The sequence below is a fragment of the Pseudobutyrivibrio sp. AR14 genome (assembly GCF_900101325.1).
Classification (GTDB): Bacteria; Bacillota; Clostridia; order Lachnospirales; family Lachnospiraceae; genus Pseudobutyrivibrio.
On sequence record NZ_FMUY01000014.1, the window covers coordinates 1 to 21,450 of the forward strand.

The following is a 21,450-nucleotide window of genomic DNA, read 5'->3' on the forward strand; positions in this document are numbered from 1 at the left end:
CGCGGAAGTGTCGGAACTGGCAGACGAGCAAGACTAAGGATCTTGTGCTCATTGCGAGCGTGCGGGTTCAAGTCCCGCCTTCCGCATCCTTTAAAAGAGAGTAACCAAGTAATTGGTTGCTCTTTTTTGTTATACTATCTCTTTAAATAATCATAACCAATTACTGGTTACTATCTTTTAAATGTGCCGAAGAGTCCCTTGAATCCGGGATTCAAGGTCTCCTCGGCACAAGTGCCTTCGTCGGTCGGTTCGGTGGGAAAAAGATTCACTGGATCTTTTTCTATTTCCACCTCACCCCGCCATCCGCGGGATTTTCCCATTGTATAAATAAATTAAAGTCACAATTGGATTTTTGGGTATAATGATGTATGCTTAAATGGACCAGGGGGACGGGGTTAGTGGTCCATTAAACAAATCGGAATTTTTAGAGGCAAATTATATTTCAGTTAAATGCACGATGACAAACGAATCATATCAGCGAGGAATAATAGCTATGAATAAAGAGTGGTCTGAACAGAATAAAAGAATGCAGTCGCTGATTAAAAAGGCAGATACTTTTAATGAGGGTAAGGATGTCCTTTTTGAATTGCGAAACGACCTGATGAATACGATGCTTTCATTTAAGGTTGATCTTGACAGAGAAGACTATGATGCTATGCCTTTTATGAATGCTGACGGTTATCACAGTAAAAATATTGCTTATTCTTTATGGCATATTTTTAGGATAGAGGATATCGTTGCCAACACTCTTGTATGTGGAGATGAAGAAATATTGTTTTCAGGAAAGTATCAGAGCCGGATCAATTCTCCTATAATAACAACCGGAAATGAGCTTGTTAAAGGTCAGATTTCAGATTTTACAAAGCAGTTGGATATCGATGAATTGTATTCGTATATAGCAGATGTAAAAAAGAGTACGGAGAATATTATTCGCAATCTTACATTTAACGATCTTAAAATCAAGGTAATGAATGAACGAAGGGAAGAACTGAAAGCGTTGAGTGTAGTCAGTTCGGATGAGAATGCTGTTTGGTTGATTGATTACTGGTGCAATAAAGATTTACGAGGACTTATACAGATGCCGTTTTCCAGACATTGGATCATGCATACTGAAGCATGTCTGAGAATAAAGAATAAATTGAAATAAATGTATAAAGTATAAGTTTTGAATTTCAGTTTTATAGACGATGACAAATCGGCAGCTTGTAGGGCTCTTTTACTAAAGAAAGAGCTCGATAACTTCCAGTTTGTAGGGGTAATAAAAATGAACTATAAGATAATTGATAAAGAAAAATACTATAGAAAAGGAGTGTTTCGCCATTTCTCGGAAGACTGTAAATGTTCGACTTCAATGACTGCAAGAATTGACGTTACGTATCTCGTTGAGTATTCCAAAAGAAATGGGACAAAGTTTTATATAAATTTCCTTTATATTCTATCAAAAGTTTTGAACTCACGTGAAGATTACAGAATGGGGTATCTTTGGCAGACAGATGAGCTGATTTGCTATGACGTAATAAATCCTACGCAGTATGTTTTTCATGAAGATACGGAAACCTGTACGCCGGTATATACAGAGTATTTTGAGGAATATAAAAAGTTTTACACTGGTGCTTTAAATGATGTTGAGGAAGCGAAGAAGACTCGTGAATATGGTTTAGACATGGCAAATCATCCAAACTGGTTTGATGCATCTTATATATCATGGCTTTCATATGACTCGCTTAATATTGAATTGCCTGATGGACATTTATTCTTTGCTCCTATTATCAATTGGGGGAAATACAGAGAGGAAAACGGTAGACTTGTTATGCCTGTAACTGTTCGACTTAATCACGCAATTGCAGATGGATATTTGGTTGCTAATGTATTTCGTCTTTTGGAGAAGGAAATCAATTCTTTTGTTGAGTCATAATCGCACAAATTTGAATTTGTAGAGCAATTAAATTTCAGCATAATTGACGAGGTGTATCTAAAATGATAATACGAAAATATGAGGGAAAAGACCTCCAGCAGATGATAGACATCTGGAATGAGGTTGTTGAAGCTGGAATAGCTTTCCACAGGAAGACTTTCTTGATCCTGTGTCAGGGAAAGAATTCTTTGAATCACAGAGCTATACCGGTGTAGCAGATGATGATGGTCAGATAGTAGGCTTATATATATTGCATCCTAATAATGTTGGTAGATGTGGGCATATATGTAATGCGAGCTATGCGGTTAATTCTAAGTGTAGAGGACGGCATATCGGAGAAAAACTTGTAAGTGATTGTTTGCTTAAAGCGAAAGATATCGGGTATAGAGTATTACAATTCAATGCTGTGGTAGAAAGCAACATCCATGCAAGGCATCTACATGAGAGACTTGGCTTTGTACAACTTGGAACTATCCCTTGCGGATTTAGGATGAAGGATGGACATTATGAGAATATTTGCCCATACTATCGCACACTTTAACTTCCAGTTTTATGGACGATGACAAATCGCAGTTTATAGGGGGCGGAATATGTTGAAATTAATTAGACCAACCAAAGAACATGAAAAACAAGCTTTAGCTTTTAAAGAAGAGTTCTTTAGTAATGATGAAAAAGTAATAAATGGTAGCGAGTTGCTAGATCAAATGAGTGACTATAGTGAATGGTTAAAATCAGTCACAAATAACATATGTGAAGAAACAGTAAATCCTGATTGGGTTATAACTGATACATTTTTTGCTGTGAATGAATCTAATAAAATAGTTGGTATTATAGATTTGAGACATACACTAAACGACTTCTTAAAAGACTTTGGAAATTGTGGATATAGTGTCAGACCTTCAGAAAGGAAAAAAGGCTACGCCACAGATATGCTAAGGCAGATATTGAAAGTTGCAAAAGAAAGTGGAATGGATGAACTACACTTGTCTGTGGAACGCGATAATGAACCTTCAATTAGGACAATCAAATCAAATGGCGGAATCTATGAAAGAAGCTTTGAATTCGAAAGTCAGATGGCAGACATTTATCGAATAGTTCTATGAATTTTAGGTGGCCCTAGGGGACGGGGTTAGTGGTCCATTATAGGATATAAGGATAAGTAAAATGAAAATTAGATTGTTTAATATTGATGATGATTTTGATGTGATCAAGACATGGATCACAGATGAAAGAACATATATGATGTGGTGCGCTAATCTAGTTCCATATCCCCTTGAAAAAGAAAAACTTAGGAATTTTCTGTCAGAAATAGCAGTAAAATTCGGGGATACTCCTTTCGTTGCAGTAGATGATGAAGGACATGTTGTTGGATTCTATTGCTATTCGCTTAATCACGAGACCCATGAAGGAATGCTTAAGTTTGTTATGGTGGATGCTTCTGTTCGTGGTAAAGGAATCGGAAAAGAGATGATTAAGCTAGCCGTACGCAATGCCTTTTCTAATCCGGAGGTTATTGCGGTACAGCTTAATGTGTTTCCTGAGAATTCAAGAGCCAAGAGATGTTATGAGGGCGTCGGATTTACAGAAAGACAAAATACTCTTGATGCATTCAAGTATAAAGATGAGTCTTGGGGCAGATGTAATATGATTATAAAACGGTAATGGACCAGGGGGGACGGGGTTAGTGGTTCATTAAACAAAGCGGGATTTGGAGGAGGTTTGAAGTGGGTTATACAGACAACAAGGTAAGGGTTACAGTAGTAGAAAGTCATTGTCCAAAGTACAAAGTTGGAGATGTTATTCGTTTTATAGGTAGTGACCTTGATAAAGATAATAGTGATAATGTTTGCATGGTTGCAATGCAGGCAATATATCCGTTCATTTATGCTTTTAGAAGAGGAGGCAATTTAAAAAATGGACCTTATCAATGTACTGATTGCGGTGAGACTGTAGTATTTAATATTGAAATTGAATCATAAAAATCGGTATTTATAGAGGTAAATTGTATTTCAGTTTTAGCGAGGACGGGGAATATGATAAAGTTTTTACATTTGTTCAAGAACTATTACTTGGGAATATCGTTTATAGGTATAGCAGCATTTGTGATACAAGAGATTCCATATATCGTTATGCCATTGATAAAATCTGCATCAAATCCAATCATGAATATGTCGAATGAGATTAAATGGATTGGTACAGTACAGGGTATATTTGGTATTTTGTCTATGATTCTGCTGATGTTGATCGTAAGGGATGATGTTAAACTTATTCCGAAAGAAACAACAAAAGAAAAGATATTCCTTTTTATTATGATGCTGATGATCCTGATCAACTTTATTGGATGGATACTGTACTATATGGGTTACCAGTATGTATGGCTGATCATAATCACTCAGTTTGCCGTTGTTCCGTTGTACTATTTGTTTTTAGGACTTTGGCAGAGAAATTACCTGTTGGCAGGGACGACGGTTCCATTTTTTGTGATTCATACCATCAACGGGATTATGAATTTTGCCGTTAAGAGATAATATCTTACAACATGATTGACCAAGTACAGTGAGGGACACGTAATGGATAAGACCTTTATCGAGATGAAACTCTTTCAGGTAAAACCTGATAAGCTAGAGCAATTTGAAACTAAGATTGAGGAAATGACCACAAAACAGCTTAAATGTGATGGTTGCATATCACTTAAGTATTTCAAGAGATTTTTCACAATAGATGGAATCGAACTTGGCGAGCCTCCGAGGGAGTTAACCAAGATAGTAAAGTGTGTTAAGTATTATTCATACTGGGGATTTGACACTAAAGAAAACTATGGCAAGGCCATAAAAATCTTTTTCGACAATTACAATAAAGAGTTACAAAAATTGCTGATCGCACCATTTGATATCAACTTGGGATATTCGGTGTGATGGTAAGTAATGGACCTAGGGGACGGGGTTAGTGGTCCATTTAACAAAGCGGGATTTGTAAGGGAATTATTATATGGATATTAAATTGTTTTGGAATGACATAATAACTCAAAATAGAGGTTCTTTATCTTCCTATTTCTGTAAAGATGCAGTTATTCGTTGGCATTGTACGAATGAGCAATTTACAGTTGAAGAATATGTTCAAGCTAACTGCGACTATCCTGGTAGATGGCAAGGCGAGATTGAAAGAATTGAAGAGTTCGATTCTCAGGTAATCTTTGTTGGAAGAGTCCAATCTGAAGATGCGAAAATATCATGTCATGTAACAAGCTTTATTAAAATGAAAAACGATAAAATTGTGGAAATGGATGAGTATTGGTCCGATGATGGTGAAGCGCCAGTCTGGAGAAGAGAACTAGGTATAGGAAAAGCTATTCGATAAATCGCAGTTTTTAGGGCAGATAACACGAATGGGAGGATACTATGGATGCTAGAGAGTATTTGGAAATATTGCATGTTGCTGAAAGGTTAAAAGATACGCCAAGGCACTGTACAACTACAAAACGTAGGACAGAAAGTGTGGCTGAACATAGCTGGCGAATTTCGCTGATGGCATTTCTATTAAGGCATGAGTTTACTGATGTAGATATAAATAAGGTGGTTGATATGTGTCTTATTCATGATTTGGGCGAATGTTTTACTGGTGATATTCCTACTTTTATAAAGACAGATTCAGACAGAGCTGTTGAGGATTCACTGTTGCATCAATGGGTTAAGTCTATGCCAGAGGAAATAGCTAGGGATTTTACTGATTTGTATAAAGAAATGGAAGCTCAGGAAACTAAGGAAGCTAAAATATATAAGTCTTTGGATAAGCTTGAGGCGCTGATCCAGCACAATGAATCCCCTCTTGATACCTGGTCTGAAAATGAGTTTGAGCTTAATAAGACCTATGCTTTTGATACGGTAGCGTTTTCCTCTTGGCTTACAGAATTACGAGAAGCTATTTTAGAAGACACTATGAAAAAGATAGAATCGGGGAGTTAAACAAATTCAAATTTGTAGGGAGGATGAAATGATTATTGAAACAGAACGATTGGAAATAACTGAAATGACCTTGGATATGGCCATGGATGTTCATAAGAATTCTTTGGACGAGGATATTCGGAGATTTGTGCCGGATGAAGTTTTTGAAACGGTTGATGATGCCAGGGAGACGATTGAGTTTATCATATCACAGTATGGTTCTACAGATGGTCCATTGATTTATGCTGTTATAGCTAAAGCAGAAAATCGGAATATCGGCTATGTGCAGTTGGTGCCAATCAGCGATGGAAAGTGGGAAATTGGCTATCATATTGCAAAAGCCTATACTAGAAACGGATATGCGACGGAAGCGGTAAAGGCATTTCTTCCGGTGATAACAGAGTATGTTGGCGTGACAGAAGTATATGGTATTTGTCTTCAGGAGAATATTGCATCTGGGCGTGTGCTGGAAAAATGTGGATTTGAAATCTTTTTTACAGGTGAGGGACCTTATCATGACGGTGTATTTGCAATTACTAAAAGTATTTGGAAGAAATTTTGAAGCAAGAACTTCCAAAACTAAATCATTGGAAAAGATAAGCCGGTGTTTGCATTAGGCAATGATTTACAAGACAGTTATTTCGAAAGAGATAGCTGTCCTTTTTTTGTTATTGTTTTGAATTGTATATTTCTTGTTGGATGAGGATTCTGTATAATTGAAGACAGTGAAATTAACAAATCGGAATTTTTAGAGGCAAATTATATTACAGTATAATCGAGGAGAATTATGAGTAATCCGTGGGAAGAAATCAGTTTGAATGATTATGAGAATCATATGAGCCTTGATTTTGTTAAACAACTCCAAATCATGAATTCAATAATGAAGGAGCAGTTTGAAGATTATCCGGTTTCAACGGCTATGGTCCTTGGAGTAGCTGGTGGAAATGGCTTGGAGCATGTAAGCCGGGATAAGTACCGGACTGTTTATGGAGTGGATATCAATGAAGATTATCTTCGAATAGTTTCGGAACGATATGCACATTTGTCTGATGTACTGAAATGCTTGAAGATAAATCTGATCAACGATGCTGATCAGCTTCCTGGAGCGCAGTTGCTGATAGCAAACCTTCTTATAGAGTATATTGGGTATGATGCATTTCAGAGAGTGGTTTGTAAAGTGAATCCTGAATATGTTTCTTGTTTGATTCAGATCAATGTGGATGATAAGCAGTGGGTATCAGATTCTCCCTATTTGCATGCGTTTGACGGACTGGATGAGGTACATCATCAGATGGACGAGGATTCACTTTTAACAAAAATGCAGGAGATAGGATATAAGGACATACTCCAGGCAAGGATCCCACTTCCTAACGGAAAGGCATTTATCAGAATGGATTTTCAAAATGGAAAAATGGGATAGAAAGATAAATTTGAAGTTAATCGCACAACTTCAAATTTGTAGAGGGTAGACAACATGGAGAGACAGACAACAGAAGTAAAGTTTTATGATTCCGTAGAGGATTCACTATTAAAGTTTGCAGTGATTATCGCAAAGAAGGATGGAAAGTGGGTGCTCTGCAAGCATAGAGACCGCAATACATATGAAGTGCCTGGTGGACATAGAGAGCCAGGAGAAACAATTATGGATACAGCTAAGAGAGAATTGTACGAGGAAACAGGTGCTATCAAGTATTCGATAAAGCCGATATGCGTTTATTCTGTAACTGCACCGGACAATTTTGATGGAGTAGAGACTTTTGGCGGGCTTTTCTATGCAGACATTCAGGAACTAGAAACAGAACTGCACAGTGAAATAGAGAAAGTATTTTTGTTCGACGACCTGCCAGATCAGTGGACGTATCCGCTGATTCAACCGAAGCTGTTGGAGGAATTCTATCGAAGAGGAATATAGGTGAAACAAAAGCCGGAATATACATGCGAGTAAAGAGGTAAATATGGATATTTGGGAAAAGTTATATGAAAAAGCAAAGGTGGAATATCATCCAGAGGAGGTATCACCTTTTGTATATGCACATCATGTTGTGTGTGCGATTGAAGCCGAGAATGGCGAGATTTACACAGGTTTCTGCATCGAGAGTTGTAGTGGTGTGATGAATCTATGTGCGGAGCGAGTGGCTGCTCTGAATATGTATTTGAGTAGCGGTCAGACTAGAGTGAAACGACTGATTGCATTTCGCGATAGGGCCCCAAGTGGAGGTGGCAGCGGTATGCCTTGTGGCGCTTGCAGAGAGTTTCTGTATCAGCTGAATGAGGCCAACGAGGATATGGAAATCATGGTTGATTATGAAACAAGAGAGACCATCACCTTGATGGAATTGATGCCGAACTGGTGGGGCAAGGAACGTTACGCAGAAGCAAAGGAATTATAGATTTGGTTTATTAGGGGGAAGAATGAACGCACTTGTTATCAATTGCAGCCCTGTTCGGACAGGCGCAACTGCGGAAATAGTTAAGCTGGTATCGGACCAGTTATCAGTAAAGTACAGTGTAAAAAGTATTTGTATCGATGACTATGCGTTTGCTTTTTGCAGAGGCTGTCGTTCGTGTCACGACACGGCAAAGTGTGTCATGAATGATGCGGCAGTCGTCGAAGAAATCATGCATGAGTATGATGAGGCGGATGTGATTGTCTCTGTGTCACCGTCTTATTGGGCGGATGTACCGGGACAGTTCAAGGCATTCATTGATCGATGTACGCCGTGGTGTAATACCCATGAACCGCATGCAACAATTAAGCCTGGAAAGAAGGGCTATGCGATTGCTTTAAGAACCGGACCGAATATGCCGGAATGTGAGCGAATCATTAGTAGTATCGAGCATTTTTACGGGCATCTAGAAATAGAGCGCGTTGGTCATTTAGGTCTTACATCCATCGAATACAAAGAGAATGTAGAACCGAGGAAGCAGGAGATTATTGATTTTTGTAGCAAGATATAGGTGATAAAACTTGATTAACAAATCGCGGTTTATAAGGGGGATTATTGTTTGACTTTTTGGATAATTGCCACGCTATGTGCTTTTTTTATAAAGGGACTTTGTGGTTTTGCAAATACACTAGTCTTTACATCTATTTTAGGATTTGGAGTGGCAAACGTTAATATATCTCCAGTGGAATTATTACTTGGATACCCGACAAATCTAATATTGACTTGGAATAATCGTAAAAAACTTGATAAAAAAGTCTATATTCCTTTAGCATTGTTGGTTCTAGGTGGTAGTATCCCTGGGGCAATACTTTTAAAGAGTGTTGATGTTAGATATTTAAAAGTGTTCTTTGGAATCGTTGTTATTTTTATTGCTGTTGAAATATTTTTTAGAGAATATCAATGTACAAATGCAAAGGATTCAAATATTATATTGTGCATCATTGGCGTACTATCTGGCATCTTATGTGGATTGTTTGGGATAGGAGCGTTGCTTGCTGCCTATGTTGGGCGAGTGACTACTACAACGGATGAATTTAAAGCCAATATAAGCGCGGTTTTTATTGTTGAAAATACAGTAAGAATTTTTACATATTATTTGCTTGGAGTATTTACGCTTGATTCATTGAAACAAGCAGCAACCCTTATTCCGTTCATGATTATTGGATTGTTTGCTGGAATGGAGAGTTCAAAAGTCTTGGATGAAAGAATTGTAAAAAAGATTGTTATAGTTTTTTTGGTAATATCAGGTTTATTTTTAGTTGGAATGAATTTGTAGTGTTAAAAGATATCGACAACTTCGGATTAGAAGGGTTAATAAGTAATGAATCCATGGAAAAAACTAGTGATGCTTGATTATGAGTGTTTTTTGGAGGAAGAATAGTTATGAATTGTCCTAAGTGCGGAAAAGAAATGAGAACAGGATTTGTCGAGGCAAAGAGTGCAGGAAGTCTTACGCAAGCTTTTACACAGGTTACCTGGTATCCTGAGGAATATAAAGGCAAATTTATTAAGAGGGAACCAGTAACACTTTCATTGCAAGCGGAAGGTCAATATTGTGATGAGTGCATGACTGTGTTTGCAAGTTTTAATCAGAGATGATGACTCCGTCCCGGGGGTTCATTATCTGAACAAATAGAGTGAAATATATTTGAGGAAATTTGCTAAGACTATTTGTCGAGATGAAGCGATAGTGCATTATATTGGAAGTTAATCGCACAACTTCAAATTTGTAGGGAGAATGAAATGATTATTGAAACAGAACGCTTAACAATTCATACAATGTCAGAAAGTGAGATGCGTTGTTTAATTGAAATGCAGACGGATAAAGAGTTAATAAAAGCATATAGTGAAATGTTGCAAGAATCTCTTGATCACCGTGATGCCTGGGAGTGGTATGCAACATGGGCGATAGAGCAAAAAGATGGAACGCATATTGGTGATTTGTGCTTTAAAGGTTTGAATGACGACGGTTCTGTTGAAATCGGTTATGGAATCACAGAAGAAAATCAGGGAAAAGGATATGCGACAGAAGCTGTTGAGGCAGTTATAACTTGGGCATTGAACCAATCAGGAGTTCGCCAAGTGGAAGCCGAAACAGAGAGGGATAATAAGAAGTCACAGAGAGTGCTTGAAAAGTGTGGGTTTTCGCCTTTAGGAATTAATGGTGAAGAAGGACCACGTTTCTACAGAGCAGTTTAATGGTCCTAGGGGACGGGGTTAGTGGTTCATTAGAGAATAAAAAAGGGGGATTTATTTATGGGAAATGTTTATTCGGTTTGTCCGACATTTGAAGATGCTTCATATTTTTTGAGGTTCGTGACAGAAGAGGATGCAAAAGACCTGCTGGAGGTCTATAGCGATAAGCGTGCTTTGCCATTCTTTAACAGCGACAATTGTCACGGTGATAATTTCTATTATCCAACAAAGGAAGCAATGGAAAAGGCTATAGATTTTTGGCTTTATTCCTATAACGAGAAATTTTTTGTTCGCTGGGCGATAATTGACAAGAAGCTTTCTAAAGCTATTGGTACCATTGAACTGTTTCATAGAGAGGCTGAGGATGATTTTAATCACGTGGGCGTTCTTCGCTTAGATTTAAGAAGTGACTATGAGAACGTGGGGGCCATCAAGGAAATACTATCTTTAATAATTCCACCGGCCTTTGATTTATTTGAATGTGATGAAATAATCTCTAAGGTTCCACTGTATGCTATAGACCGTGCACAGGCTTTTTTAGAATATGGTTTTAAAAAATCAGATAGTTTGATGGTAGGAACAATGGACCATTATGCCTATAAAGATTATTGGACTATTCATAGGGGACGGAGTTAGCGGTTCGTTAAAAGCGAGTAACCAAGTAATAGGTTACTCTTTTTTTATATTTATTATTTGACTAAAAATTTTTAAAATAGTTGTAACGAATTATAAGAAAAACGGACTAATCTATTAGAACAAAAGAAAGGAGGATGCCCTAGGTTGAACTTGAAAAAAATATGCGAGGAATTTTACCCGCTAGTACTGGGGTATCTACTCACCTTGACTAATGGAAATAGGGATTTGGCAGAAGACCTTACCCAGGAAACATTTCTTAGGGCTATAAAAAATAGCAAGAACTTTAAGGGAGAATCCAAGGTTTCTACTTGGCTTTGTCAGATTGCTAAATACACTTTTTGGCAACACATTGAAAAGGCTAATAAATACAAACAGGTTCCTATTGATGAGATAATGAATATATCTACAGGTGAGCTGATTGAGGAAATCTACATCAGAGAAGAAACCAATAGAACTTTATACAAGAGTATTGAAAATCTGGATAGCTCCACAAAAGAAGTTATGTTGTTAAGGCTGACTGGTGAGTTGTCATTCAAGGAAATAGGAGAGCTGATGAATAAGACTGAAAATTGGGCTCGAGTGACTTTTTATAGAGGAAAGGCAAAATTAGGAAAGGAGATACGTGATTATGACTAAATTTGAATGTGATTTGGTGACTGATCTTCTACCTAGGTATATAGATAAAAAGACATCGGAGGAATCAAATCGATTTATCGAAGAACATATAAATGAATGTCAAGACTGTAAAGAACTCTACGAGGCGATGGTAGCAGATGTTGCGGTAGATGCCAAACAGTCACCTATTAAAAGGCGCTTTAGATTAAATGGAATAATGAAGATGGCATTGATAGTTCTTGGATATTTTGTGGTGATAATTATCGCATTATTTATTTTTTCATACATTTTATTAAACGGGGTGATTTGATGGAAAAAAACAATATTTCTTGCAAAATCATTGAAGATTTACTTCCGTCATATAAAGATGGAATTTTGACAGATAGTGTTAATGATGCTGTAGAAATCCATTTGAATAATTGTGAAGACTGCAGAAAAAAATTAAATGAACTGGAAACTATGATGGATGATGCTAAGAGTGATTTAGCAAAAAGGGATGCTGCATTTATAAGTGGTATCAGAAGATATAAGCATTATTTGATAGGACTAGCAATAGGAGCAGGCATTCCGATAGGACTATTTTTGATATTTGTATTGTGGATAGTTGGACTTGTGATTATAAACAACTGAGGAGATGAGGATTATGTTGCAGAAAAAAGGGGCCAAAATTACAATAGGAATAGTTGGTGGTGTGATAATAGGTATTATCACAGTGTTAGCGATTTTGTATATTCTGTTGATGTTGTTTTTCTTTGGTGGACCGCCTAAAGTCACCAAAAACGTCAACAAATATGAGAAAACTATGTACAAATACACCGCCGAAGCTGGTAGTAAAAATCCAGTAAGAACAGGATTTTTTATTTTCCCAGAAACTATCCCTGAAAGTGCATTTGAGCAAAAGGAAAAGCCTGATTTTTATTATTCCTATCAGGATACCATTGATGATCCTACCTGTGAAGTATACTTAAAATGCACGTATTCGGAGGATGATTATAATGCCGAATTAGACAGAATTAAGAATGAGTTTAAGAATGACAAGAAGGTTATTTTTGATAATTCCGATAGATTTAATTATCCAACATATATAGCTATAGATCATCATTCCTTTTCCTACGAATATGCCATGGATCTTGGTGATAATAGCATTGTCTATATCTATACTGCATTTAAAAACACATTGGGAAGTCTTAAAAAGATTCCAGATGAATATCTGCCTGATGATTTTGAAGAAAGCTTAAGTCTTGAAAATGGTTCATATTGGGCAGATGGTAACTATGATATCTATCAGATACATAATGGTGGTGAAACAGATTTCACAAGAAACAAATAGGAAAATGGTCCAGGAGGACGGGGTTAGTGGTTCATTTTTGGACTATAAATAAATTCGAGGAAAGACAATGATAGACTATAAGGTATTGATAAACGGTTTGGCAGTGGATGCTTTTTACTCCGAGGAATGTGTCGAGAATATTTTTATTCCATTGCTGAAGAGATTGACTGAGTTACAGCGACAGAAAAATAGAAGAATACTTGTTATGCTAGCTGCACCTCCAGGAGCAGGCAAAAGCACTCTTTGCTCCTTTCTAGAGAAGCTTTCAAAAGAGACGGATGGAGTTACTCCCCTTCAGGCTATTGGCATGGATGGGTTCCATCGCAGACAGGAGTATTTGACCTGCCACACTACCATTAGAGATGGTAAAGAGATTAAGATGGTTGAGATAAAGGGGGCGCCAGAAACCTTTGACCTAGATTTAATGAAAAGCCGCATCCAATCAATTACCAGGGAAGATTCTTTGGGCTGGCCTATATACGATAGGACTCTCCATAATCCAGTGGACAACGCTATTGAGGTAGAATCGGATATTGTACTTCTAGAGGGAAACTATCTATTGCTAAATCAGCCGGGCTGGGATGAGATTTCAAAATATGCTGATTACACTATTTCTATTGTGGCAGATGAAAATCAGCTGAGAAATCGTCTTATTGAAAGAAAGGCTCTCAGCGGTAATTCTATAGAAAAAGCCACAGCCTTTGTAGACTATAGCGACATGGTCAATGTCAAGACATGCCTGAAATATAGCAAAGAAGCTGACCTCACACTACAGGTAAAATCAGACAACACAATAGAGTGTATAGGCAGTAAATAGGGTGCATTTTCGTACAAACCTAGTGCTTAGGGGCTTCCTAAATTTACAATTGTAAATGTTTACAAAACAAATAATCGAACATTGAGCTATCTGACAAATATGATATAAATTGTGAAATTATCTTGCAATTTAATAAAACAAAGCTATAATATACTTAACAGCAGAAAAAATGGTTTCAGAAAGGGAGGTATTGTTCAAGAGAGAGTAGATTATTATTTTTTATTTTAAGTTGGTATTAAAATTCAGAGAATGGAGGTACGGTCCACCAGAGGATTAAATTTTAAAACCAAGTTACAATGTTAAAATCTAGTGATTGGAGGTACAGTCCACCAGAGAATTAACATTAAAAAACACGCGACAATTTCATGATGAGGTCCATCACTGATAAAAAAGCTTTCAAATGGACAGTGACATGAAAAAATAAAACAGAATGTGAGGTATTAGTCCATTGGGATCGATTTTCAGGGGCGGCATCAGCTAGGAATCAAGTGGTTTCGAGTTGGTGTCGCCCGTTTGTTGTGTATATATGGTAGAAAATACAGGAGAAATTATAGGTCGAAACACCTTGACTAAAGGCGCTAAATTCCTTAGAATACTAAATGTTTGCAGGAATGGCGGAATTGGCAGACGCGCAGGCTTCAGGTGCCTGTGGTAGCAATATCGTGTGGGTTCAAGTCCCATTTCCTGCATTTAGCCTAGACACATTTGTGTCTGGGCTTTTTTTGTTTAAACATAAAGTTCCGTCATTTGTAATTGTTAAGGAGAATCTTTACTTTTTGTGGACACATACTGGTGGTATAATTTTTAATATACAAATAGTATTGGCGGTATCTGTTCTTAAATAGATGACTAATTTATAATCGCATTTGTCACAAGGAGCACGAATATGAAAATAACACTTTCTGAGAATATACGAAGATTTAGAAAAGACAGAAAAATGACGCAGGAAAAACTTGCGGAAGCCCTTGGTGTAACAGTAGGTGCTGTATACAAATGGGAATCAGGACTGTCGACACCCGAATTGAGTTTTATTGTTGAAATGGCGGATTTATTTGACACATCGATTGATGTGCTTTTGGGATATAGAGTCAAGGATAAGCGCATTGAAACAATCCTGAATAATATAAGAAATCTGGCAACAACTTTCGATCCAAAGGCTATAAACGAGGCAGAAAAAGCCCTTGTAAAATACCCTAATTCCTTCATGATGGTATATGAATGCGCAGAAATATATAGTGTTTATGGAATGAGTTCTAATAATCGTTCATTAATGAACAAATCTTTAGAGCTCTTTGAAAAAGCCAACATGCTGATTTCGCAAAACACAAATCCTCGTATAAGTACAGTGACCATACAAGGAAATATTGCGTATTTGTATTTTTCACTGGGAGAATTTGAAAAGGGACTGGAAAAACTGAAAGAAAACAATGCGGATTCGATGTATAGCACTGAGATTGGTGCATATTTGTCTATTCAAATGAATAGAACAGATGAAGCTGCACCTTTTTTGTCAGAAGGGATGGTAAAAGCTTTTTCAGAATTAGTGACAGCAATTACCGGATACATTTTTGTTTATTGCTCGAATAAAAACTGGAATAAGGCACTGGAGATAACAAATTATGGAATCGATGTTCTTTCCGGGATGAAATCGGGACCCCAAGGGGATTCTATAGACAGAGCTTACTCAGAGTTACTTGCCGCAATGTCTTTTATAGAAAGAAAAAAAGGAAGGATTAAGGAATCTGACCTCTCGCTTGAAAAAGCTGTTAAGATTGCCAAGAAATTTGATTCCAATCCAAACTACAGCACAAATATACTTCGATATACAGAGGATACTTATTTTTTAATATACGATATGTTCGGAGCCTCTGCTTGTGACAGTATAATAAAAATCCTTGAAAAACTTGGAGACAGAGAGCTTTCCAAAAAATGTAGGGAATTGATAGAACATGAATAACTTAGTTTTGAGATGGTTTCAATAAAGAAAAATGACTATCTTAGATTATGTAAGATATATAAATTTGAGTGGAAAATGCAACAAATATGCAGCCTTTTGGTATGGGCAGGTAGGCTCATTCCGATGGGCTGCTTTTATATTATCCCTGACCCTCTTGGTGATGCGGGAATAGGCCGCTTTATTGTATAAATATTTAAGAAGTGCAGGTTTGAAAATATAAATTTATCTTTAAAGATTTTTTAAGAATTATTTTGTTAACATGTCATCACAATGATAATTTGGAGGATTATTTCGGATGTTTTTCAGGATGTTGAAAAAAGATTTAGCAGATAAAAAGCGGTTGAATATTATCCTTTTAATATTTATGTGCCTTGCATCGGTTTTAACAGTATGTAGCGCAATAATGTTATACACCAATATATTCGGAATAAAGGCTGACAGAGAAAAAGTAAATGCTGCAGATGTAGTGATAATTAATAGCAGGGATTTAGGGGGTATTGAGGAAAAGCAAAAAAAGCTATCTGAGTGGTTTTTAAATAGAGATGGTGTAACTGAGTTAGAGTTAGGCGAAACAATTTCATTTAGACAAAACGCAGTAGATTTCGAGGGATTTGAAGAAGACTCACAGGCTCTTTTGAAAGATGCCAAGTATTTTGCATATGACCTGAATATGAAACACAATCGAGTTACTGATATGAACAGCCAATTCTTTGATTTGGATTATGGCACAATTGCTGTGCCTCAGATTATTCACAAATATGCTGGCGTAAATATTGGTGATACGGTGAGAATTACAACTCAGCTAGGAAATATATATGAGTTTAAGGTCACAGTTATAACTAAAGATCCGGGCATGAATGGACATCTTAGACTTTTTTTTAATGAAGAGGATTATGAAGTACTAAAGAAAGATAGCCCAATAATAGAAGATGTATATATGGTGAAGCTTTTCGAAGGGAATACATATCTAGACCAAAGTAGTTTGGTTAACGATTTTTCTGAGATGAAGGAATCAGAGGCTGAATATATCAGAGGATACAAACTAGATGATTCATATACGGACCAGGAAGTTTCATCAACGCTTACAGCTTTGATGATTGTATTTTCAGTGTTATTAATTCTTATGGTTTTTATGACCATTAGTTTCACTATAAAATCTGCAATAAAAAATGAAGAAAAAGAATTGGGAATGCTAAAAGCTCTGGGAATAGAATCAATGTCCTTTAATTGGCTTTTTGCAGCAAAATATATAGCTATTTCATTATTTTCAAGCATAGTAGGCTTCTTTGGAGGAATTTATTTTTCAAGATATGAAATAAAGTATCTTACATTTGGATACCTAGAACCTGAGCTTGGAACTATGATACCTGTAGCATTAATAACATCGCTAATGTCATTTATTATCATAGTTTTTTTTGTTGCTATTGGTTTAAGGCGAATGAAGCGAATCAGCATAATTGATGTAATTGCAGGTGAGAATAGAGGAGAGCGGTTTGGTAAGCATCCGGGATTGTTTCTCCATAAGATGAAGAAAATTAATGTTCCTTTTTATTTGGCGCTTACTGACTTAACGAATCGAATAAAGCGATATAAATTCCTTATATTTGCATATACCTTTGGAATAGCAATAATTATCACTCTTCTCGAAATATATAATACAGTCTATTCTTCATATTGGATTGAAAGAATGTGGGGACGACCAGAGTTTGATTTTGTGTTAGATATGTCAAGGGAAATGTCTGATGAGTATATTCAACGGGGTGGAAGTCTAGGTGGTGCCATAGATATTGTAAATGAAGAACTAAGAGAGGCCACTATTCCAGCAACAGTTGGCTATTGCAGTTATGTTACTGATATAGAGCTTAAACATAATAATGAAATCCATATGGCCGGCATGTACTTCGACTGCGATTATATATCTGACTTTGAGCTGTATGAGGGAGTGCATCCAAAGTTAAGGAATGAGGTTTTAATGGACGCTATTGATGCAAAAAAAAGTGCCATAGAGGTTGGCGATTCCATAAGTGTAAAGTACTACAAATACAATGATGATGGACTTACTTACAAAGAGGTAGAGGAAGAGTTTATAGTTGTAGGTCTGGTAGATGTTGCGGAGGGACAGCTAAGTATTTACACCAGTGATATGTTTGAAGGAGCTGCCGAGGCAGGACGAATGATTGTTGGATCTAAAATAGATGCCCCTGATAGTATGAAAGATGAATATATAGAACAAATGAGAGAAATGTATGGTCAAAGTAGTATCAGAAATAAGATTGAAGAAATTGACTATTCTCTCAGTGGATATGGTGCTGTGTACTCAACGATTCTTATGTTGTTTATACCAATGATATTGATTTTGATGATTATGGTCACAGTGTTGTATCAATCAGTAAATATGGTAGATGAGACGCCAGATATTGCTTTATTAAAATGTGGTGGTTTTACAAATGGTAACGTTAAAGCTTGGCAGCTGATTAGAAGTACTATGATATCTATTGGTTCATCCATACTAGCCATCTTATTGGTAAACACAGCGATTGCTTTTGGATTAAAAAAATTGTTCTTTAATTTGGGATATATATTGAACTACCATTCAAATCAGGATGTCTTTAGGTTTTATATAGTACTTCCTATTTTGATTACAGTCATTATCGACTTTATCACATATCTAACCCTAAAGAGAGTTGATGATATGGAGATATCAAAAATTCGTGACATTTAATGAAATATAGTTGGAGGAAAAGATGGGTAAAACAGTTTTAGAAGCAAAGGAATTGTGCAAGACATATATTGTTGATAAATACAGTAATAATGTCCTGAGAAATGTGGATTTCAAGCTTAATGAAGGCGAGTTTACAGCTATTATGGGGCCTTCTGGTTCAGGCAAATCAACACTTTTGTACACCTTAAGCGGTATGGATGAAGTTACCTCAGGAAGCGTTTTGTTTGATGGAAAAGACATTTCTATAATGAATCATAAGCAGCTTAGCAACCTACGACTGAATGAAATGGGATTTGTTTTTCAGCAGATGTATATGCTTAAAAAGCTATGCATTTTGGATAATATCATTTTGCCGGGATATCAGACATCTAAAGCAAGTAAAACTGAGGTTAACGACAGAGCAAGAAAGCTTATGCACAATTTGGGTATAGAAAGCATTGCTCAGAATGAAATATTTGAAGTGTCAGGTGGCCAGCTTCAACGGGCTTGTCTGTGCAGAGCTCTAATTAACTCCCCGAAAATTCTGTTTGCAGATGAGCCTACTGGAGCGTTAAATTCAAAAGCGGCTACAGAGGTTATGAAAGAGCTGAGAAAAGCTAACAGTGAAGGTATGACCATTCTAATGGTAACTCACAGTGAAAAGGCGGCAGCTAGTTCAGAAAGAGTGGTTTTTCTGTTAGATGGAAATATAAAAGGGGAGCTATATCTTGGAAAACAAGAGGATGAGAGTGATGGTATGGCAAGAGAAAGAAAGCTCAAAAACTGGCTTGATGAGATGGGATGGTAATATTTATGAAAAGGATAATAGCTATAGCCATAGTAGGCGGTTTGCTTTTGCTGGGTTCGAGAACACCTAAGAGTGACGCTATGGAAGGGCTTGATGGACCGGTAAAGCCGGTGGCAAATTATGATACAAAAGAAACTGCGGTATACACTGAAGACGGCATAGAAGCAGATGTATTATTTGAATACACTACACCAGATGGGATATGTACCATAAAAGTGACAGAGGCATATTTTGATGTTACCTTAGATGAAGAAAATGCTACACCATATCAAGCAGGACTTGCTTATGGGAGGGCTATAAAAGAGGTGTATCCCAGTTATTGCGCTGATTTGGAACCCTATATTCACGAAAATATTAGATATGCTTTTCCGAATGTTAAGGATGATTTTTCTCCTGTAACAAAGCGACTAGAAAGACTTTTTAATTCTATAAATGGTGACTATCAACAGGAAATAAAGGGACTTGCCGATGGACTAGGTCTTAAAAATCAAGGTATCAAAAAGGATGGAATATTGAGTAGGCAGGAGCTTTTGGCAGGTCAGATGCTTCCGGATGCATTGAGGCAGACGGCTTGTTCAGGGCTATCTCTGTGGGGAGAGAAGACCACCACTGGTGATATGTTAGCTGTTAGATGCATAGAGTGGCAATTGGGAAGTGATAATACTATGTGTAAAATTCACTCTGTCCTTCACTTGAAAAATGGAGAAAAAAGTATCGCTTCAATAGGGTTTTTAGGATTGCTTGAGGTGATTTCAGGTATAAATAATGATGGTGTATTTGGAGCTATTTTAGATGTAGATACTGGTCAAGAATATGATTTTGAAGGAAAGACCTGTTATACCTATTCGTTAAGAAAGGCATTGGAGGAATACAATACTGCCAAGGATGTTGGGGAATACATGGTATCTAACAGCGATAGATTCACCTATAGCCACAACATTATGATTACAGATGGAAATGAATCCTACTGTGCAGAAGATGCTGTTTTAAAAATAAAAGAAAAGGGAAAGGGATATTCTGTTTTAAGAGACAACAAAACCCCTATGATGAAGGATGTAAAATGGGAAAGCCCTGATAGTTTCTGCATTATTAATTCCTTTGTGACTGAGAATAACTATGACATTATGTCGGGCTTTTTACCTAATGTGGCTAGATTTGTAAAATACAATGAGTGGGTAAAAAACACCGATAAGTTTGATGTGGTAGAACTTAAGAATACAATGACTCAGGAGCAGGTAGAGACGGATCTTTATGGTTCTCCAGTTATCTATAATGTCCACAAGGATGATTTGACACAGATGATTCTCATAGACTATCATCAGGGTAGCGTACAGGTTGTATTTACTGGGCTTGACGGTGTGGAGGATAAGCCTGTTTTTTATCAGGTGGAGAAGTTTAAATAATGGTGAGGCGCTATGGATATTTTACTTATAGAGGATAATAAAGAGCTGGGACAGCTAATATTCGATTTTATTAGTACTACCGAATACACAGTCTCATGGGTACAATCGGCAGAGGAGGCTTTACAGGAGATTGAAAATACTAATTACAGACTACTTTTATTAGATGTAATGCTTCCAGGCCAGGATGGTTTTAGCGCTCTTGCCTGTATTCGGAAAAATTATAATATGCCGGTGCTTATGATGAGCGCCAGGACTGATGATGAAAGTAAAATTCTTGGAATGGAAACAGGGGCCGATGATTACATCGAAAAGCCCTTTTCCATTCCTGTTCTTTTATCTAAAATTAGGGCTCTCCTTAGACGGTCATACCCTAATCAGGAATCGAATATAATGATTTATAAAAATATCAAAGTTGATATCGGAGCACGAACTGTTATGAAAAGCGGCCAGAGTGTAGATGTTTCAGGAAAAGAATTTGACATTCTTGTGTGCCTTATGAAAAAGCCAGGACAAGTTGTGGATAAAAATGAATTATTTGATGAAGTGTGGGGATATTATAGCGATACTGAAATGAGTTCATTAAATGTATATATCAGATGGCTTAGGGAGAAAATTGAAGATGACCCTAAAGAACCCATTTTTATAAAAACAGTCTGGGGAAAGGGATATAAGTTTGGAGAATAA

General features: G+C 36.8%; 28 protein-coding genes, 2 tRNA genes and 1 pseudogene. All 31 read left to right on the forward strand.

Translation table 11 applies throughout. The features are described from left to right. The first annotated feature begins 1 nt into the window (after position 1). The 31 genes and pseudogenes from BLP50_RS11575 to BLP50_RS11725 all read left to right on the forward strand — a co-directional run bounded on the left by BLP50_RS11575 (position 2) and on the right by BLP50_RS11725 (position 21,450). Positions 2–86, forward strand: a tRNA-Leu gene (locus BLP50_RS11575). Positions 87–457: 371 nt separating this feature from the next. After that, entirely contained in the window at positions 458–1,147 is a 690-nt protein-coding gene (locus BLP50_RS11580) for a phage head-tail adapter protein (RefSeq protein WP_330386088.1), read from the forward strand. Between the two features lie 117 nt (positions 1,148–1,264). Then, positions 1,265–1,915, forward strand: a complete 651-nt coding sequence (locus BLP50_RS11585; RefSeq protein WP_028247323.1) for a CatA-like O-acetyltransferase, family 3 — start codon at positions 1,265–1,267, stop codon at positions 1,913–1,915. Positions 1,916–1,977: 62 nt separating this feature from the next. Beyond that, positions 1,978–2,456: pseudogene (locus BLP50_RS11590) on the forward strand (GNAT family N-acetyltransferase). 49 nt (positions 2,457–2,505) lie between these two features. After that, positions 2,506–3,018, forward strand: coding sequence for a GNAT family N-acetyltransferase (locus BLP50_RS11595; protein ID WP_090154913.1), 513 nt, complete (start codon positions 2,506–2,508; stop codon positions 3,016–3,018). 61 nt (positions 3,019–3,079) lie between these two features. Continuing rightward, positions 3,080–3,577 carry a GNAT family N-acetyltransferase gene (locus BLP50_RS11600; protein WP_090154915.1) on the forward strand — a complete coding sequence of 166 codons (498 nt, stop codon included), beginning with the start codon at positions 3,080–3,082 and terminating at the stop codon, positions 3,575–3,577. 62 nt (positions 3,578–3,639) lie between these two features. After that, a complete protein-coding gene (locus tag BLP50_RS11605; RefSeq protein WP_099392682.1) occupies positions 3,640–3,894 on the forward strand; it encodes a TIGR04076 family protein in 255 nt (84 codons plus the stop codon). Positions 3,895–3,948: 54 nt separating this feature from the next. Then, positions 3,949–4,443, forward strand: a complete 495-nt coding sequence (locus BLP50_RS11610) for a hypothetical protein (RefSeq protein ID WP_090154919.1) — start codon at positions 3,949–3,951, stop codon at positions 4,441–4,443. Between the two features lie 42 nt (positions 4,444–4,485). Then, positions 4,486–4,830 (forward strand): hypothetical protein, encoded by a 345-nt coding sequence (locus BLP50_RS11615; protein ID WP_090154921.1) that lies wholly within the window; start codon positions 4,486–4,488, stop codon positions 4,828–4,830. 73 nt (positions 4,831–4,903) lie between these two features. After that, positions 4,904–5,272, forward strand: a complete 369-nt coding sequence (locus tag BLP50_RS11620) for a hypothetical protein (protein ID WP_090154923.1) — start codon at positions 4,904–4,906, stop codon at positions 5,270–5,272. 41 nt (positions 5,273–5,313) lie between these two features. Further along, complete coding sequence (locus BLP50_RS11625; protein WP_090154925.1) at positions 5,314–5,877, forward strand: HD domain-containing protein; 564 nt, start codon at positions 5,314–5,316, stop codon at positions 5,875–5,877. A gap of 28 nt (positions 5,878–5,905) precedes the next feature. Then, complete coding sequence (locus tag BLP50_RS11630) at positions 5,906–6,418, forward strand: GNAT family N-acetyltransferase (protein WP_090154927.1); 513 nt, start codon at positions 5,906–5,908, stop codon at positions 6,416–6,418. Positions 6,419–6,643: 225 nt separating this feature from the next. After that, the gene (locus tag BLP50_RS11635) at positions 6,644–7,276 is read left to right on the forward strand and encodes a class I SAM-dependent methyltransferase (protein WP_090154929.1); all 633 of its coding nucleotides are present in this window, start codon (positions 6,644–6,646) and stop codon (positions 7,274–7,276) included. Between the two features lie 54 nt (positions 7,277–7,330). Next, positions 7,331–7,768, forward strand: coding sequence for an NUDIX hydrolase (locus BLP50_RS11640; RefSeq protein ID WP_090154931.1), 438 nt, complete (start codon positions 7,331–7,333; stop codon positions 7,766–7,768). Positions 7,769–7,811: 43 nt separating this feature from the next. Beyond that, entirely contained in the window at positions 7,812–8,246 is a 435-nt protein-coding gene (locus BLP50_RS11645) for a cytidine deaminase family protein (RefSeq protein ID WP_090154933.1), read from the forward strand. A 22-nt stretch (positions 8,247–8,268) separates the two neighbouring features. After that, positions 8,269–8,814: a flavodoxin family protein gene (locus BLP50_RS11650; RefSeq protein WP_090154935.1), complete on the forward strand. Its 546-nt coding sequence runs from the start codon at positions 8,269–8,271 to the stop codon at positions 8,812–8,814. Between the two features lie 48 nt (positions 8,815–8,862). Then, positions 8,863–9,579: a sulfite exporter TauE/SafE family protein gene (locus BLP50_RS11655; protein ID WP_090154937.1), complete on the forward strand. Its 717-nt coding sequence runs from the start codon at positions 8,863–8,865 to the stop codon at positions 9,577–9,579. Between the two features lie 107 nt (positions 9,580–9,686). After that, positions 9,687–9,902: a PF20097 family protein gene (locus BLP50_RS11660; RefSeq protein WP_029324271.1), complete on the forward strand. Its 216-nt coding sequence runs from the start codon at positions 9,687–9,689 to the stop codon at positions 9,900–9,902. Positions 9,903–10,046: 144 nt separating this feature from the next. Then, the gene (locus tag BLP50_RS11665; protein WP_090154939.1) at positions 10,047–10,502 is read left to right on the forward strand and encodes a GNAT family N-acetyltransferase; all 456 of its coding nucleotides are present in this window, start codon (positions 10,047–10,049) and stop codon (positions 10,500–10,502) included. Between the two features lie 57 nt (positions 10,503–10,559). Beyond that, a complete protein-coding gene (locus BLP50_RS11670) occupies positions 10,560–11,135 on the forward strand; it encodes a GNAT family N-acetyltransferase (protein WP_090154941.1) in 576 nt (191 codons plus the stop codon). A 150-nt stretch (positions 11,136–11,285) separates the two neighbouring features. Then, positions 11,286–11,771 carry an RNA polymerase sigma factor gene (locus BLP50_RS11675; protein WP_278335212.1) on the forward strand — a complete coding sequence of 162 codons (486 nt, stop codon included), beginning with the start codon at positions 11,286–11,288 and terminating at the stop codon, positions 11,769–11,771. Further along, positions 11,764–12,060, forward strand: a complete 297-nt coding sequence (locus tag BLP50_RS11680) for a zf-HC2 domain-containing protein (RefSeq protein ID WP_090154945.1) — start codon at positions 11,764–11,766, stop codon at positions 12,058–12,060. The genes BLP50_RS11675 and BLP50_RS11680 overlap by 8 nt, the downstream gene beginning before the upstream one ends. Then, a complete protein-coding gene (locus BLP50_RS11685; RefSeq protein WP_090154947.1) occupies positions 12,060–12,380 on the forward strand; it encodes a zf-HC2 domain-containing protein in 321 nt (106 codons plus the stop codon). Before BLP50_RS11680 ends, BLP50_RS11685 begins: the two co-directional genes overlap by 1 nt. A 13-nt stretch (positions 12,381–12,393) precedes the next feature. Next, positions 12,394–13,080 carry a hypothetical protein gene (locus BLP50_RS11690; RefSeq protein WP_090154949.1) on the forward strand — a complete coding sequence of 229 codons (687 nt, stop codon included), beginning with the start codon at positions 12,394–12,396 and terminating at the stop codon, positions 13,078–13,080. Positions 13,081–13,147: 67 nt separating this feature from the next. Continuing rightward, on the forward strand, positions 13,148–13,897 hold the full coding sequence (locus tag BLP50_RS11695) for a nucleoside/nucleotide kinase family protein (protein ID WP_242869266.1): 750 nt from the start codon (positions 13,148–13,150) through the stop codon (positions 13,895–13,897). A 605-nt stretch (positions 13,898–14,502) separates the two neighbouring features. Beyond that, positions 14,503–14,586: transfer RNA gene (locus BLP50_RS11700), tRNA-Leu, on the forward strand. Between the two features lie 197 nt (positions 14,587–14,783). Then, positions 14,784–15,854 carry a helix-turn-helix domain-containing protein gene (locus BLP50_RS11705; protein ID WP_090154951.1) on the forward strand — a complete coding sequence of 357 codons (1,071 nt, stop codon included), beginning with the start codon at positions 14,784–14,786 and terminating at the stop codon, positions 15,852–15,854. 307 nt (positions 15,855–16,161) lie between these two features. After that, positions 16,162–18,576, forward strand: coding sequence for an ABC transporter permease (locus BLP50_RS11710; RefSeq protein WP_176753770.1), 2,415 nt, complete (start codon positions 16,162–16,164; stop codon positions 18,574–18,576). A 22-nt stretch (positions 18,577–18,598) separates the two neighbouring features. Continuing rightward, on the forward strand, positions 18,599–19,363 hold the full coding sequence (locus tag BLP50_RS11715; protein WP_090154955.1) for an ABC transporter ATP-binding protein: 765 nt from the start codon (positions 18,599–18,601) through the stop codon (positions 19,361–19,363). A gap of 5 nt (positions 19,364–19,368) precedes the next feature. Beyond that, positions 19,369–20,766 carry a C45 family autoproteolytic acyltransferase/hydrolase gene (locus BLP50_RS11720; RefSeq protein ID WP_143001146.1) on the forward strand — a complete coding sequence of 466 codons (1,398 nt, stop codon included), beginning with the start codon at positions 19,369–19,371 and terminating at the stop codon, positions 20,764–20,766. A 12-nt stretch (positions 20,767–20,778) separates the two neighbouring features. Then, positions 20,779–21,450 carry a response regulator transcription factor gene (locus BLP50_RS11725; RefSeq protein WP_090154959.1) on the forward strand — a complete coding sequence of 224 codons (672 nt, stop codon included), beginning with the start codon at positions 20,779–20,781 and terminating at the stop codon, positions 21,448–21,450.

Coding starts and splice junctions, on each gene's coding strand:
- BLP50_RS11580 (WP_330386088.1), top strand. CDS start 458: ATGACAAACGAATCATATCAGCGAGGAATAATAGCTATGAATAAAGAG.
- BLP50_RS11585 (WP_028247323.1), top strand. CDS start 1,265: ATGAACTATAAGATAATTGATAAAGAAAAATACTATAGAAAAGGAGTG.
- BLP50_RS11595 (WP_090154913.1), top strand. CDS start 2,506: ATGTTGAAATTAATTAGACCAACCAAAGAACATGAAAAACAAGCTTTA.
- BLP50_RS11600 (WP_090154915.1), top strand. CDS start 3,080: ATGAAAATTAGATTGTTTAATATTGATGATGATTTTGATGTGATCAAG.
- BLP50_RS11610 (WP_090154919.1), top strand. CDS start 3,949: ATGATAAAGTTTTTACATTTGTTCAAGAACTATTACTTGGGAATATCG.
- BLP50_RS11615 (WP_090154921.1), top strand. CDS start 4,486: ATGGATAAGACCTTTATCGAGATGAAACTCTTTCAGGTAAAACCTGAT.
- BLP50_RS11620 (WP_090154923.1), top strand. CDS start 4,904: ATGGATATTAAATTGTTTTGGAATGACATAATAACTCAAAATAGAGGT.
- BLP50_RS11625 (WP_090154925.1), top strand. CDS start 5,314: ATGGATGCTAGAGAGTATTTGGAAATATTGCATGTTGCTGAAAGGTTA.
- BLP50_RS11630 (WP_090154927.1), top strand. CDS start 5,906: ATGATTATTGAAACAGAACGATTGGAAATAACTGAAATGACCTTGGAT.
- BLP50_RS11635 (WP_090154929.1), top strand. CDS start 6,644: ATGAGTAATCCGTGGGAAGAAATCAGTTTGAATGATTATGAGAATCAT.
- BLP50_RS11640 (WP_090154931.1), top strand. CDS start 7,331: ATGGAGAGACAGACAACAGAAGTAAAGTTTTATGATTCCGTAGAGGAT.
- BLP50_RS11645 (WP_090154933.1), top strand. CDS start 7,812: ATGGATATTTGGGAAAAGTTATATGAAAAAGCAAAGGTGGAATATCAT.
- BLP50_RS11650 (WP_090154935.1), top strand. CDS start 8,269: ATGAACGCACTTGTTATCAATTGCAGCCCTGTTCGGACAGGCGCAACT.
- BLP50_RS11660 (WP_029324271.1), top strand. CDS start 9,687: ATGAATTGTCCTAAGTGCGGAAAAGAAATGAGAACAGGATTTGTCGAG.
- BLP50_RS11665 (WP_090154939.1), top strand. CDS start 10,047: ATGATTATTGAAACAGAACGCTTAACAATTCATACAATGTCAGAAAGT.
- BLP50_RS11670 (WP_090154941.1), top strand. CDS start 10,560: ATGGGAAATGTTTATTCGGTTTGTCCGACATTTGAAGATGCTTCATAT.
- BLP50_RS11680 (WP_090154945.1), top strand. CDS start 11,764: ATGACTAAATTTGAATGTGATTTGGTGACTGATCTTCTACCTAGGTAT.
- BLP50_RS11685 (WP_090154947.1), top strand. CDS start 12,060: ATGGAAAAAAACAATATTTCTTGCAAAATCATTGAAGATTTACTTCCG.
- BLP50_RS11690 (WP_090154949.1), top strand. CDS start 12,394: ATGTTGCAGAAAAAAGGGGCCAAAATTACAATAGGAATAGTTGGTGGT.
- BLP50_RS11695 (WP_242869266.1), top strand. CDS start 13,148: ATGATAGACTATAAGGTATTGATAAACGGTTTGGCAGTGGATGCTTTT.
- BLP50_RS11705 (WP_090154951.1), top strand. CDS start 14,784: ATGAAAATAACACTTTCTGAGAATATACGAAGATTTAGAAAAGACAGA.
- BLP50_RS11710 (WP_176753770.1), top strand. CDS start 16,162: ATGTTGAAAAAAGATTTAGCAGATAAAAAGCGGTTGAATATTATCCTT.
- BLP50_RS11715 (WP_090154955.1), top strand. CDS start 18,599: ATGGGTAAAACAGTTTTAGAAGCAAAGGAATTGTGCAAGACATATATT.
- BLP50_RS11720 (WP_143001146.1), top strand. CDS start 19,369: ATGAAAAGGATAATAGCTATAGCCATAGTAGGCGGTTTGCTTTTGCTG.
- BLP50_RS11725 (WP_090154959.1), top strand. CDS start 20,779: ATGGATATTTTACTTATAGAGGATAATAAAGAGCTGGGACAGCTAATA.